9 protein-coding genes and 1 tRNA gene are annotated in these 13,218 nt (G+C 72.6%); 5 read left to right on the top strand and 5 right to left on the bottom strand.

Annotated elements, in window-relative coordinates; translation table 11 throughout:
• The first annotated feature begins 136 nt into the window (after nucleotides 1-136).
• From U5M74_RS01990 to U5M74_RS01975, 4 genes are all read left to right on the top strand, one after another.
• Nucleotides 137-1,282 (top strand): chorismate-binding protein, encoded by a 1,146-nt coding sequence (locus U5M74_RS01990; protein WP_410905642.1) that lies wholly within the window; start codon nucleotides 137-139, stop codon nucleotides 1,280-1,282.
• A gap of 29 nt (nucleotides 1,283-1,311) precedes the next feature.
• A complete protein-coding gene (locus tag U5M74_RS01985) occupies nucleotides 1,312-1,902 on the top strand; it encodes a dihydrofolate reductase family protein (protein ID WP_410905640.1) in 591 nt (196 codons plus the stop codon).
• 22 nt (nucleotides 1,903-1,924) lie between these two features.
• Nucleotides 1,925-2,782 carry an aminotransferase class IV gene (locus U5M74_RS01980; protein WP_410905638.1) on the top strand — a complete coding sequence of 286 codons (858 nt, stop codon included), beginning with the start codon at nucleotides 1,925-1,927 and terminating at the stop codon, nucleotides 2,780-2,782.
• A 144-nt stretch (nucleotides 2,783-2,926) separates the two neighbouring features.
• Nucleotides 2,927-2,998: transfer RNA gene (locus U5M74_RS01975), tRNA-Val, on the top strand.
• 442 nt (nucleotides 2,999-3,440) lie between these two features.
• Here the strand turns inward: U5M74_RS01975 and U5M74_RS01970 are convergent.
• Nucleotides 3,441-6,053, bottom strand: a complete 2,613-nt coding sequence (locus tag U5M74_RS01970; RefSeq protein WP_410905636.1) for a LuxR C-terminal-related transcriptional regulator — start codon at nucleotides 6,051-6,053, stop codon at nucleotides 3,441-3,443.
• Between the two features lie 84 nt (nucleotides 6,054-6,137).
• On the opposite strand from U5M74_RS01970, the gene U5M74_RS01965 reads away from it, so the two are divergent.
• Nucleotides 6,138-6,989, top strand: coding sequence for an SDR family oxidoreductase (locus tag U5M74_RS01965; RefSeq protein ID WP_410905634.1), 852 nt, complete (start codon nucleotides 6,138-6,140; stop codon nucleotides 6,987-6,989).
• Nucleotides 6,990-7,160: 171 nt separating this feature from the next.
• On the opposite strand, the gene U5M74_RS01960 is transcribed toward U5M74_RS01965, so the two are convergent.
• The 4 genes from U5M74_RS01960 to U5M74_RS01945 form a co-directional block, all read right to left on the bottom strand.
• The gene (locus tag U5M74_RS01960) at nucleotides 7,161-7,511 is read right to left on the bottom strand and encodes a DUF1801 domain-containing protein (protein ID WP_410905632.1); all 351 of its coding nucleotides are present in this window, start codon (nucleotides 7,509-7,511) and stop codon (nucleotides 7,161-7,163) included.
• A gap of 1,002 nt (nucleotides 7,512-8,513) precedes the next feature.
• A complete protein-coding gene (locus tag U5M74_RS01955; RefSeq protein ID WP_410905630.1) occupies nucleotides 8,514-9,860 on the bottom strand; it encodes an alpha/beta fold hydrolase in 1,347 nt (448 codons plus the stop codon).
• Between the two features lie 60 nt (nucleotides 9,861-9,920).
• Nucleotides 9,921-11,300 (bottom strand): adenylate/guanylate cyclase domain-containing protein, encoded by a 1,380-nt coding sequence (locus tag U5M74_RS01950; RefSeq protein ID WP_410905628.1) that lies wholly within the window; start codon nucleotides 11,298-11,300, stop codon nucleotides 9,921-9,923.
• A 131-nt stretch (nucleotides 11,301-11,431) separates the two neighbouring features.
• A complete protein-coding gene (locus U5M74_RS01945; RefSeq protein ID WP_410905626.1) occupies nucleotides 11,432-12,457 on the bottom strand; it encodes a cyclic nucleotide-binding domain-containing protein in 1,026 nt (341 codons plus the stop codon).
• Nucleotides 12,458-13,218 lie beyond the last annotated feature (761 nt).

The raw sequence follows: 13,218 nt of genomic DNA, 5'->3' as shown, positions 1-13,218 counted from the left end.
GCGCTGCCCCGCGCTCCGGCGCGTCCCAAACACTAGCCGTCCGGGGCCCGCGGCGTCCAATCGCCCCTGCTCGCGGCGGCGATCCGGGACGTCGCCGGGCCCGCCCGCGCCCCGGGCGGCCCGCTAGCGTGCGGCCGTGACCGCCGACCTGCCCCGACCCGCCGGCGCCCCGGCATGGGCCAGGTTCGCCGGCCGCCTCGCCACCGGCGTCGTCGAGTGCGTCGACGTGCTGCGCGAGCCGGAGCGGCTGCGCTCCGGGCTGTGGTTCGTCGTCGTCGACTTCGAGGCCGGCCGGGGTGGCCGGGCGCGCGCGTGGCGGTTCGCCGACGTGCGGCCCGACGACGGCGGCGGCGTCCCGGACGGCGTCGCCGGGCCGGGCGCGGCGTGGCGCGGCCCGGCGCCGTCGGCCTGGCGCAGCTCGATGGGCCGCGACGCCTACACCGCGGCCGTCGAGCGCGTGCGGGCGCACGTGCGCGAGGGTGACGTCTACCAGGTGAACGTGTGCCGGGTCCTGGCCGCGCCGCTGCCGGCGTCCGCCGGTGGCGCGGAGCCGTCGGCCGCGGCGCTCGCCGCGCGGCTCGCGGCCGGCAACCCCGCGCCGCACGCCGCCGCGGTGCACGTGCCCGCGGGCGTGCCCGGCGTCGACCCCGTGTGGGTGGTGAGCGCCTCGCCCGAGCTGTACCTCGCGCTCGAGCCGGGCCGCGAGGGCCCGGTGCTGCGCTCGGGGCCGATCAAGGGCACCGCCCGCACGCCCGCCGGGCTGACGGCCAAGGACCGTGCCGAGAACGTCATGATCACCGACCTGGTCCGCAACGACCTGCAGCGCGTGTGCCGGCCGGGCACCGTCGCCGTGAGCGACCTGCTCGCCGTCGAGCCGCACCCCGGGCTGGTGCACCTGGTCTCCCGGGTGCGGGGCGTGCTGGCCGACGACGTCGCCCCGGCCCCGGACCTGTGGGCCCGGCTGCTCGCCGGCACGTTCCCGCCCGGGTCGGTGTCGGGCGCGCCGAAGGCGGCGGCGCTGCGCATCATCGGCGAGCTCGAGCCCACGGCGCGCGGGCCGTACTGCGGGGCGGTCGGCTGGGTCGACGGCGACGCGGGCCGCGCCGAGCTGGCGGTCGCCATCCGCACCTTCTGGTGGGACGACGGCGTGCTGCGGTTCGGCACCGGGGCCGGCATCACCTGGGGCTCGGACGCGGCCGCGGAGTGGCGCGAGACCGAGCTCAAGGCCGAGCGCCTGGTCGGGCTCGCGAGCGCGGACGGCGGCGACGGCCGGGGGCGATGAGAACCGCGCGCCGGCGTCGTCGGCCCGGCATGGGCATCGTCACGTGCGACATCTCCGTCACCCTGGACGGCCTGTCCGCCACCGCGGACCAGTCGCTCGAGCGGCCCTTCGGGGCGCTCGACGACACCATCCTGCACGGGTGGTACTTCGACCATCCCGACGACCACCCCGAGTTCGGCGGCGGGCTCGCGGCCGGCGCGTTCGTCATGGGCCGCAACATGTTCGGGCCCGGCCGCGGCCCGTGGGACCTCGGCTGGACGGGCTGGTGGGGGCCCGAGCCGCCGTTCCGGGCGCCGGTGTTCGTGCTGACCCACCACCCCCGCGAGCCGGCGGAGATGGCCGGCGGCACCACCTTCCACTTCGTCACCGAGGGCCCCGAGGCGGCGCTGCGGCGGGCGCGCGAGACGGCGGGGGAGCGGGACGTCGCCGTCTCGGGCGGGGCCACCACGATCAACCAGTACCTCGCCGCGGGGGCCGTCGACGAGCTGCGGCTGCACGTGGTGCCGTACGTCGCCGACGCTCCCGGCGTGCGGCTGTTCGACGGCGTCGGGCCGGGCGCGTGGACCGCCGTCTCGGGCCGCTGGACGCCGGAGGTGTCGCACCTGGTGTACCGCCGGTGAGACCTCCGGCACACTGGCCCCCATGAGCGCAACGGTGATCTGGGTGGCCGGCGAGTTCGTCGGCGAGGGCGAGCGCGCGCTGAGCGCGGTGGACCACGGCATCACCGTGGGCGACGGCGCCTTCGAGACGTGCACGGTGGTCGACGGGCAGGTGTTCGCCCTCACCCGGCACCTGCGCCGGCTCGAGCGGTCCGTCACCGGGCTGGGGCTCGACGCCCCTGACGAGCAGCAGGTGCGCGACGGCGTGTCCGCCGTCGTCGACCGGCTCGGCCGGGTCGACGGGCGCCTGCGGATCACGGTGACCGCCGGGCCGGGCCCGCTCGGCTCGGGCCGCGCGCCCGCCGCGCAGACCGTGGTCGTCGCCGCGGCCCAGAGCGCCATGGCGCCCGAGGGGCGCGCCGTCCGCTCGCCGTGGACCCGCAACGAGCGGTCGGCCATCGCCGGGCTCAAGACGACGTCGTACGCCGAGAACGTCGTGGCGCTCGCGGACGCCGTCGCCAAGGGCGGCGACGAGGCGCTGTTCGCCAACACGCTCGGAGACCTGTGCGAGGGCACCGGGACCAACGTCTTCGTCGAGCGCGACGGCGAGCTGGTGACGCCGACGCTCGCCTCGGGCTGCCTGGCCGGCATCACGCGCGCGCTGCTGCTGGAGTGGGGCACCGAGGCCGGGCTGCCGGTCCGCGAGGCGAAGGAGGGCGAGCTGCCCTTCGCCGTGCTGGACGACGTGACGGCCGGGCGGGCGCAGCTGGTGCTCACCAGCTCGGGCCGCAACGTGCAGCCGGTCACGTGGCTCGACGGCGTCGACGTGGCGGTGGGAGAGGTCTCGCGCGCGGCGCGTGAGCTGTTCGACCGCCTGCACCGCGAGCGCCTGGACCCCTGATTCCCGCGGATCTGCGCGGATCGGCGCGGGCCATGGCCCTGACCTGGGGCGGCGTCGGCGGCGGCGCCGGCCACGGCTCGGGCCGGCGCCGAGGAGCCGGTTTGAGTTCGCGTCCGATCTGTGGCTAATATCGTCCACGCACTCGGGCGATTGGCGCAGTGGTAGCGCGCTTCGTTCACACCGAAGAGGTCACTGGTTCGAACCCAGTATCGCCCACCTTCCCGAGAAGGCCCCTGACCAGCGTTTACGCAGGTCAGGGGCCTTTCTGTTTGTCCATGCCGATGGACAGAAGGGGCTAGACATGGCCCCTGTGGGTCTTCCTCAGACCCGCCGGAGACCCACCGGTCGGTGCCGGACGCACACCTGACCACCGGGGAGGTACCAGCACGATGGCTGGATCGAGGCGCGGATTCGGCCAGACCGAACGCCGCAAGAACAGCAAGACGGGCAAGACCTCGGGCTGGCGAGCCCGGTACGAGGGGCCCGACGGGTTCCGATACTCCTTCACCTTCACCACGAAGGCGGACGCCGAGGCATTCCTGCGCGGCGAGGAGGCCTTGATCGCGCGAGGCGCCTGGGTGCCGGTGAAGGCGCGCATGACCGCCGTGTCCGTCGGTGAGCGATGCGCGCAACTGCTCCGACGGCGCCGGGGACTTCTTCAGATCGGACTGTGTCTCGCTGGCGCTTCAAGACCGGGTGCGCCAGACGCCAGGACTCTTCCAAGCTGGCTGCGGTCGGACACGCCGAGCTTGTGGCCGGCGCGGTAGAGGTGGCCCTCGACCGTCCGCACGGACACCGTCAGGCGGGTCGCGATGGCGCGGTTGGAGAGTCCGTGCGCGGCGAGTGTGGCGATCTCCCGTTCCCGGGCGGTGAGGGGGAGCGGCCGTGCCGCGGCGGCGAGGGCGGGGGTGTGTGCACCGGAACGCTGCGCCAGCCGCCGGGCCTCGGCGGCGGCGGTCAGGGCGGCTCCTGGGCGTCCGGCCCTGCGGTGCAGGGTAGCGGCCTGGGCGGCGGCATCCCCGGCGGCAATGAGGTCGCCGAGGCGCGCCCATGCGCCGCTTGCTGCGAGGAGTCCGTCGGCGTCACGTTCCTCGAGCGCGCGGGCGTGGGTGAGCGCGCACTCGGCTCGGCGGCTGGAGGCTGCGAGCTCCGCGAGCCGTGCCGGCGCCTGCGGCGCGGGGGCGAGCTGGACCCAGGTCTGCCATGCGAGCACCTCGTAGGCCGGCGACTGCTGCCGGCGAGCCAGGTGCGCGGTGGCGGCTGCGAGCCGCGCGCCCTCGGTGGGGGCGCCGTCCGCGGCGGCACCCCAGGCGCGGGCGAGCAGGTCGTCGGGGGCGTAGAGCTGGTAGGCCGGATGCTGGTCTGCGGTGAGGCCGTCGAGCAGGGGACGGGCCTCCTGCGCGCGACCGGAGAGCGACAGGGCCGTGGCCAGCAGTGTCCGGGCGCGGTAGCGGAACTCGTGGCCGGTAGGCGCCAGGCCCGCCCAGGCCTCGCGCAGCTGCTCGAGCGCCTCCCGGACGTGACCACGGGCGAGCGCGGCGTGCCCGGCGAGGACCTGTCCCATCAGGCGCGCGGGGCCCGGTAGGTCGGCCGAGGCGACCTGCATGTGCCGGGCGACCTCGTCGGCGGCGCCGAGGTCTCCGGCCAGGCGGTGACCGAGGATCTGGAAGTCCGCCAGCCCGAAGCCGGGGATGGCGGTCGGCACGTGGTCGGAGGTGAGCCCGCCGAGCGCCGCCGCACCTGCGAGCAGGTCGGCGCGGCCGGTCACGGCGGCCGCCCCCGAGACGGCCGAGGCGGCGAGCAGCCGTGACAGCTCGTCGGGATGGTCCGCGTCGAGCAGCGTCGAGGCCTGGTCCAGCACTTCGCGGACGTCGTCCAGCCCGACGGACAAGGCGGCGGACATGGCCGCGGCGTGGACCGGCGCCCCGCCGGCATGGTGTGCGGCGGCAAGGGCCGCGCGCGCGTCGCCCGGCCGGGCCAGCGTGAAGAACAGGTTGCCGGCGCGATAGAGGTGCGCCATCGACCGGGTCGCGGGATCGGGCGCGCCGTCGGCGAGCACACGGAGGATCGCCTCTGCCTCCTCGCCCCTGCTGAGCCATGACAGCGCTGAGGCCTGGAGGAGCAGCGCCGCCCGGTCGCCGGTCGTGGCGGCGGCTCGCGCCAGCCGCTCGGCGAGGGGCAGGTCGTGGAGCCGGAGCGCGGCCTCGGCGGCACGGAGGAAGAGCGGTGGGTCAGGGTCGAGGTCCGAATCGAGCACGAGCACCGCTCGGGGGATCAGGTCGGCGGGCTCGACGAGCGTTACGGCGACCTGGCCGCGGAGACGTCGCGCCCGCAGCCTGCCCATGACGGCTCGGCGGACCTCCCCGTACAGGGGATGCGCCAGACGCAGGACGAGCGTTCCGCGCACCGCATCGGCACGGATCAGGCCGCGCGACTCGGCGCCCTCCACCGCATCCGCGGCCGTCAGGCGGGTGAGCGCGGGCGCCGCGACGGGCTCGGCGAGGGCGAGGATGTCAACGACGTCGCGTACGGCGAGCGGCAGCGCTCCGATCTGGTGCTCGAGGAGCGCGGCGAGGCCAGCAGAGATCGTCGGTTGGTCGGTCCAGCGCCAGATCCCCGCGGAGGGGGCGAGCCGGCCCGCGTCGAGCTCGCCCGCGACGAGGTGGCGCAGGTACAGGGGACTGCCCTCGGTCAGCGCCCACAGCCGACGCGCGGACACGGATTCCACGGGCCCACCGAGGACGCGCGCGAGCAGCGTCGTGGTGGCGCCCAGGTCGAGCGGCCCGAGGTCCATCCGGGGTAGGTGGTCGTCCTTCCACAGCGCCGTCACGGGGTCGGGCGCCGGTTCGCCGGTGCGGACGGTGGCGATCACGGGGGCGAGCCGCTGGACGACGACGCGGTGGACGACAATGGCGGAGAGCTCGTCGAGAAGATGGGCGTCGTCGACGACGAGCACAACCGGCCCCGGCTCGACGAGACGCTGGATCGTGTCGGCCACGGCGTGCGCCGGTCCCTGAGGCTCGACGGAGACGCGCTCGGTCACGACCCCGGCGAAGGCCCCCAGCGGGTATTGACGAGCCGCCGTGCTTCCGTGCGCCCAGATCACCCGCCTTTGCCGGGCGGGGCCGCGCGTGAGGGCCTCACGGACCAGGCGGGTCTTGCCCACCCCGGGCGGGCCCGCCACGTGCACTCCTGCCGCACCGGGCCGGAGGGCCACCGCGATCGTCTGCAGCTCGTCGTCGCGCCCGGTGAGCGACCACGGCCGCTCCATGACAGCAGCCTAGGTAGGCCGGCGCCAGGAGACGAGTAGTGCGCTACTCGCAACCGTGCGGCACAAGCAGGCGAGCGTGGGCCCATGACTACTCGATCAGTCCTCATCACCGGCGCAAGCCGCGGTATCGGCCGCGCCACCGCAATGCGCCTGGCCCGCTCGGGCTGGACCGTCTACGGCGGCGTCCGCTCCGACGTCGCCGCCAAGGAGCTCACGACGGAGTCCGACCAGATCGTGCCCGTGGAACTCGATGTCACCGTCCCCGAGCACGTGGCCGCGCTCGACGACGTCCTGCCCGACCACCTCGACGGCCTCGTCAACAACACCGGGATCGCGGTGGCAGGCCCCGTCGAGACGCTGTCCCGGGCGGACGTGCACCACCAGTTCGACGTCAACCTCGCCGGTCCCCTCGAGGTCACCCGCGCGGTGCTGCCGCGGCTGCGCCGGGCGCGCGGCCGGATCGTGTTCATCTCCTCGATCAACGGGCGTGTGTCCTTCCCATTCACTGGGATGTACAACGCGTCCAAGTACGCCGTCGAGGCCATCGCCGACTGCCTGCGGGTGGAGCTGCGGCCCTTCGGCGTATCGGTCGCGCTCGTCGAGCCCGGCGTCATCGACACCGAGCCATGGCACCGGATGGACGCGCTGATCGACGACCTCGAGGCCGCGCTCGCCCCTGAGATGCGTGCGCTCTACACCAACCACTTCACCGGCGAGCGGCTCTTGGTCTCGAAGATCCGCAAGGGCGCGTTGCCGGCCGACCGGGCGGCGCAAGCGGTCGAGCGGGCGCTCGGTCGCCGTCGGCCGCGCCCGCGCGCGATGGTGGGGCGCGACGCCCGAATCATCCTCGGCATGAAAACCCTGTTGCCCGCTAGGCGACTGGACAACGTCTGGGCCCGAGGCCTTGACCTGCCGAGCGCAACATCGTGGGCATGACTGGTTGCAAGCCGGTGACCGGACAGATGCACTGATCCGGTGGGACGGCGGCGCGCTCCTACTAAGCTCCGTTGGCGCCTGAGGAGCCGCCCCCATCGTCATCTTGGTGCAATCACGAACGGCGTCAGCACGCGGCCAGTGTGCCCTCAGCCGGCTTTGAGACCGGACGATTCACGTGCTCACCCAGCGATTGACGAGGTCCACGACCGTTGCCTGGCGTGCCTGGACGTCGGCGACGTCATGGAAGGTGACGACCGCACGATCGGGGCCGCGCCACTCCAGCAGGCCCGTGGTGTCCTCGAACCGGAACTCCGCGCTGTCGTCCCGGGTCTTGGCGCCGCGGTGCAGGATGAGTTGGAAGAGATCGCCCGGCTGTAGCCGGAAGGTGGCGCGGTCAACGCCGCCGTAGCAGAAGCTCGGGGCATTCCACTTCACCTGCTCGGTGATCTGGTCGTTGGACGCCAGGATCGCGGAACGCAGCTGCTCGACCCCCGCCTTGAGCGGGTGCTGCAGCTGAGACATGAAGGCGTCGACAGTCCCCGAACTTCGTGCCATCGGGCGGCCTCTCTGGTCGCTGTGGTTCCTGGTCTCCCCCCACCGTAAGGGGGCGGGCCGGTGAGACGTACGCGCTGCACGTGCGAGGCCTACGGCTCCGTCGAGTAGGCCACGCGTCGACGTCCGCGTCGACGACCTCGGCTTCCGCCCACCACAGAAGTGACTCCACGTCGATCGCCGATGGGATGCAGCCTGCCATCCCGGTCCGTGGTGAGCGCTGATTGCGAGGTACGCGCGCAGCCGGGACCACCGAACGGCTTCGCCGTCTCCTGGACTCGTAGCCCACCTCAGGCCCTGGCTCTGGAGCTCGGGGCGTAGGCGCAGCGCACTGAGTTCGGCGTTGCTGGTTCAATCAGCGACGCGAGCAATATTGTGCCAAGCGCAGAACAGCCCCCACGAGGCGGCCGGCCGGTGGAAGTGCTCCAGCGGCCGTCGGGTCGACCGTCAGGCGGCAGGCGGTGTCCCGAAGCCGGTGCTGGAGGGCCGAGCGTCTCGCTGCAGCGCCTCGATGCGCTGGGTCAGGTCATCGAAGGCGTCGCGAGCCGCAACACCCCCGCGATCTCTCGCACGACGCGCACGTCCTGCGGCCGGTGCACCCGGTAGCCGTTGCGAGACCGTGCCGGCGCAACGGCCCGAGCGACTCGTAGTAGCGCACGGCCTTGGCGCTCACGCCCGCCCCACGCGGATCCGAGTAGTGCGGTCATCGCGTTGTCGTCGGTCGCCTGCGCCCATGTCGCCGCATCGGTCCTGATGACCCACCACGGCCCCACCGCCCTCCACGGGAGGCGTCAGGCTTCCGCCGAGGCGGGGTGGTAGCAGCCCGTGCCGCCTAGACCTCGAGCGAGTCGGCCCGCTCCCGTGTTCGACTCGCCAGGTTGCCCATCGTTGCCTACATGTTGGTCAAGCTCCGCCCGCATCTCAGGCAGCTCTGGCGCTCGACGCCTCGCGGTGGCGCGGACGCTTCGCGCCTCAGCTCGGCGCGAGCGGAGGAGGGGGATCTGCGGGTGGCACCGAGGCGGAGGGCTGCGGGTGTCGGAGCCCGGTGATGCGGCGGATGCGCATCCGGTCGGGCAGGCCACGCAGGACACGCGCGCCTGTAGGTTCGCTCGACAGGGACCCTGGTTCGGCCAGCTGGTAGGCACTCTCCGATGCGAGGATCTCGCCAGCGCCCGCCAGCCCGGCGATCCGAGCAGCTGCATGGACCGCCTGGCCGGCGATCCCGGACCCGAGGACGGTGACCTCTCCCGCATGGATGCCCTGACGCACGGCCACGCCTGCCGCCAAGGCGTCGTCGCGGATGTCGATCGCGCACCGCAGCGCGCTGCTCGCCAGGCGGAATGTGGCCAGGAACCCGTCGCCCGCGGTGTCGATCTCCGTGCCCTCGTACCGCTGGAGGGCCTCGCGCACGGACCGCCGGTGCTCTCCGAGGTACTCGCGCCAGGCGGTGTCTCCCATCCGAGCCATGGTCTGGGTGGATCCGACGAGGTCGGTCACCAGCAGCGCGACCATGTGCCGGTCGCGGGACGCGCTCAGGCGGGTGCCGGCGATGAAGTCCTCGACCTCGTCGAGAAAGGCACCGCCCGAAACGAGGTTGTCGTTGTAGCGGTCCGTGAGCTCGATCAGCCGAGCGTGCGGCAGCTGTTCGCACAGCGACCGGGCGGCCTGCAGGTCCGCGAAGAAGGTGTCGCCGGTGTGCACGACCAGCACTGGGGCGTGGACCTCTGGCAGATATGGGCGGACGTCGATGCTGAGCCAGTAGTCCAGCCACCGAGCGACGGTGGTCGGCGTGCCGCTCATCCGCTCCAGGCGCTGCCACGCTGCGACCGTCGCGGGGTCGCGGGCTCGCGCGTCGCTGGCGAGGGTCATCGACACACCCGAGCCCCATTTCTCGCGGAGGCCGCCTCGCAGCGCCTCGGCGACCTCGAGCGAGATGCTCCCGGACTGACCTGGGACGAAGGTCGGGGCGGTGGCGAAGGCGACCACGGCGTGGACCCGCTCGGGGTGGCGGGCGGCAGCGACGAGGCAGGCGGAGGCGCCCTCGAGCATGCCGAAGAGCACCGCCGTGTCGACGGCCACCGCGTCCATGATCCGCAAGATGTCGTCGGCCGCCTGCTCGACGGTCACCGTCTCGGTGACGCGGTCGGACAGTCCCACACCGCGTTTGTCGAACAGCACCACGCGGCCGAACCGGCTCAGCTGCTCGACGAACCGTGCGAGCTGCGGCACGTCCCACATACCCTCGGCATGGGTAGGCCCTCCGGCCGCCAGGACGATGGCGCGCTCGCCCGCGCCCACCACCTGGTAGGCGAGGTACACCCCCTCGACGTCGGTGAACTGTGTCTCTGGGCGCATGTCGCTACCTCGTGGGTCGGGGCGCTACCGGACGGGTGCGTTGGCAGACGGTGCCTCCGTTCCCGGCACGGCGGAGGTCGCGAGGCGATAGAGGCGCCAGGTGCCCGGCAATCCCTTGAGGGTGTGCTCGCCGGCTGTGTCCACTGCGATGTCGGTTCCGGCCGTGAGGGCCCTGACGGCTTCGGTGAGCAGGACCTCCGAGGGGCCGGCCGAGGCCGCCACCCGGGCGGCGATGTGCACCGCGATGCCGACGACCCCGGGCCCATGGACGCTCACCTCGCCCGTGTGGACGCCGGCGCGTACCTCGAGCCCCAGACGCACCGCGTCGCTCACCACGTCGGCCGCGCAACGTAACGCTGCCGACGGCAGGGGGAAGGAGCTCAAGAAGCCGTCGCCTGCGGTGTCGATCTCATGTCCGTCATGGCGCGCCAGGGCGCGCCTGACCGAGGCGCGGTGGGCGTCGAGCAGGTGCTTCCAGTTACGGTCACCGGAGCGAGCGAGCATCGCCGTCGAACCCACCAGGTCGGTGACCAGCAACGTCGCGACCGCACGCTGGGCGTCGCCGGCGGCTCGCGTCCCGGTGAGGAACTCGGCGATCTCGGCGAACATCTCATCGAACGGAGTGAACGTCGCGCGCGGCAGGCGCCCGGACACCTCGCGGTACGTCGCGTTCGGCAGCTGCGCGGCCAGCCAGCGCACGCCCTCACCGCTCACGAGCGGATTGTGGGCGTCGTGCAGCACCAGCACGGGGGCACGCACAGACGGCAGGTAGGGGCGGATGTCGATGGGCAGCTCGGCCGAGAACAGGTGTGCGGCGGCGCTCGGGTTGGCGGCCATGGATCCGGCCCGCACGACCCAGTCGAGCAGGCGCGGGTTCGCGGCCACCTCCGGCCCGAGCACACGGCCGACGATCTCGCGGCCACCGTCCGGCGCATCGGTGACGCCGAGCAGCTGCTGGGCCCAGTTCGCCTCCTTTCCCCAGGGCTGCTCGATATCAGGAGCAGCGCAGGCCAGCACCTCGCCCGCGATCACGGCGCGGGTCCGGTCCGGGAACCGTGCCGCGGTGACCAGGCTCGTGGCGCCGGCGTCCATGACTCCGAGCAGCACCGCCGTCATGCTGTGCGCCGCGTCCATCACAGCGATGACATCGTCCGAGCGCTGTTCCGCCGACACGTCGTGCAGGCCGCGGTCGGACAGACCGGTGCCGCGCTTGTCGAAGACGATCAGCCGGCCTAGGCGTGTGAGCGACTCGGTGAAGTCGACGAGCTCCGGAAGTTCCCACAGCGCGTCGAGATGGGAGACGTACGGGGCGCAGAAGATGATGTCGCGCTCCCCGTCTCCCAGGACCTTGTACGCGAGCTCCGCGCCGCCGCGGGCGCGGGCGTAGTGGGTCCGCGGAATCATCCCCGCTCCCTTTCGTCGAGCCGCCGGCCCTCCGCGGCTCGAATGCTGCAACGGTCATGGCTTTGCTTGTCGGTACAGAGTTGGCCAGCGCCTTCAGCTGGACTGGAGGTGCCCGCGCAGCAGCCGACACGTCAGTCCTGCGTCACCTCTTCTCGTCGATGCCCCGCGACGAGCAGCTCGGCCTCGTCGCGCGGCAGGGTGTCGCCGGCCACGAGCGCGACCGTGACGTCGGTGACGGCTCGGACGGTCGCGGTGCGAGCACCTTCGAGCAGCGCGCGCTCGCCCAGCACGGCGCCTGGCCCGAGCTCGACCAGCTTGGTCCCGTCACGGGTGACTTCGACGATCCCGTCGAGGAGCAACGCGACCTGCGTCGCCTCGTCGCCCTGGTGGAACAGAGCCGTACCCGCGGGCAGCCGCTGGACGTCTCGGTCCGCGGCCATGATGACCACGGACAGCCGCCGTTCCAAGGCTGTCTCGACCGGGGTCGTCAGGGCCTCGTCGTCCACGCCGCGCCACGGGTTGTCGGCGGGGTCGTCGTGCATCCACCCGTGAGAGTCGGTGAGCGCGACCTTCTCGATGAGAGTTCCGTCATCGTCGTAGACCCAGTGCCTCGGGAACCGGCTGGCGCCGGTGACGCGGTGTCGCACGGACCCGTCTGCGTGAAAGGCCAGCTCGAGGGTCGTCCACACCAACGGCGTGGCGAGGTGCAGCCTGCCGTGGGCAACGCGGAGACCCGGGAGCAGGGCCCGTCCGCCGGTGGTCTGACGCACGAGTGCGGTGGCTCCGTCGTCGCTCACCTTCCTGGTCACCACGTCCGGCATGCGCAGGGACGGGTAGCGGATGGCACCGCCGAGGAACTTCGTCAGCCCGCACACGCCGCCGCTGCCGGGGGCCAGGTGCACATCGACGATGCGCCCACCGTCCAGCTCGGCCACGGCGCGCAGATGGTTCAAGAACCGGAAGGCCGACTTGTTCTTGAGCGCCTGGACGTCGTCCAGCCGATCCGGTGGGGGCTCGTCGTAGCTCAGCAGGCCGGCGTCGAACGCGAGACGCGGGATGCCCTGGACGAGCTCCGACGGGATCCACGACAGCGACGTGACTGACGACTGTGCCCTCATGGCAGGCTCCTCATGCCGCACGGAGGCCGCGGGACGCACCCCTCCACCTCCATGAGAGCGCGCAACGTCGGGCCGCCTCACCACCACACTGACTCTGAGGAGCCGCCGCGCGCAAGACCCGCTGCCCAGCGTGGACGTGCCTTCAGTGCCGCCAACGGCATGCGCCGAGCGCTCGTCGCCTGGCTGACGCATCGCGGCTGACGACGACAACGAAGATCCTGGCTACGTGTCGCGGGAGGGCGAGACGTTCGACGTCGTGGTCAAGCTGCCCGGAGCGTGTGCGGTTCCTGTAGTCGGCGCGGCATGCGACGTATCAATGGCTGACCCTCACCCGGACTTCGCTGCTGATCCAGAGGTGACGCGCGAAATGACCTGGGAACTCGATGACATCCCGACCCTGACCTCCGAGTCGGAGGTAACCGATGAGTGTGTCGGTGGCGGCGAAGCGCGGAGCACCTGGAACGTCTGCCTGCGGTGGGATGACAATCCAGAGATCGCCCCGATCCCCAGCTCGCTGTCCGTGGCGTCTGAGCGGAACACCACGTACGACGAGGGCGTTGATCGCGAAGCATCGTTCGAGACCGAAGGCGAGCCCCAGCGGAATCAGTGGTGTCCGGTCCACCGACCAGGCGGCCCTTTCGAGTGTGCGGGAGCGGCGCGATCTGCGGAGCGCAGCGGCCTTCAAGATGCTGAATCCAAGCCACCGTCGAGCCACCCGAACGGAGCCTGCTCGGAGGCACTCCTACCAGTGCCTTGCGAAGTCGCTTGTCGTGAGGGTTGCGCGGGTGGCCCAGAACGGA

It is taken from the genome of Puerhibacterium sp. TATVAM-FAB25 (assembly GCF_046535855.1).
GTDB lineage: Bacteria > Actinomycetota > Actinomycetes > Actinomycetales > Cellulomonadaceae > Puerhibacterium > Puerhibacterium variabilis_A.
The sequence above is the reverse complement of the archived record's forward strand: the minus strand, read 5'-3'. Positions and strand labels throughout refer to the sequence as shown.

Coding starts and splice junctions, on each gene's coding strand:
- U5M74_RS01970 (WP_410905636.1), bottom strand. CDS start 6,053: ATGGAGCGGCCGTGGTCGCTCACCGGGCGCGACGACGAGCTGCAGACG.
- U5M74_RS01980 (WP_410905638.1), top strand. CDS start 1,925: ATGAGCGCAACGGTGATCTGGGTGGCCGGCGAGTTCGTCGGCGAGGGC.
- U5M74_RS01960 (WP_410905632.1), bottom strand. CDS start 7,511: ATGTCTCAGCTGCAGCACCCGCTCAAGGCGGGGGTCGAGCAGCTGCGT.
- U5M74_RS01985 (WP_410905640.1), top strand. CDS start 1,312: ATGGGCATCGTCACGTGCGACATCTCCGTCACCCTGGACGGCCTGTCC.
- U5M74_RS01950 (WP_410905628.1), bottom strand. CDS start 11,300: ATGATTCCGCGGACCCACTACGCCCGCGCCCGCGGCGGCGCGGAGCTC.
- U5M74_RS01965 (WP_410905634.1), top strand. CDS start 6,138: ATGACTACTCGATCAGTCCTCATCACCGGCGCAAGCCGCGGTATCGGC.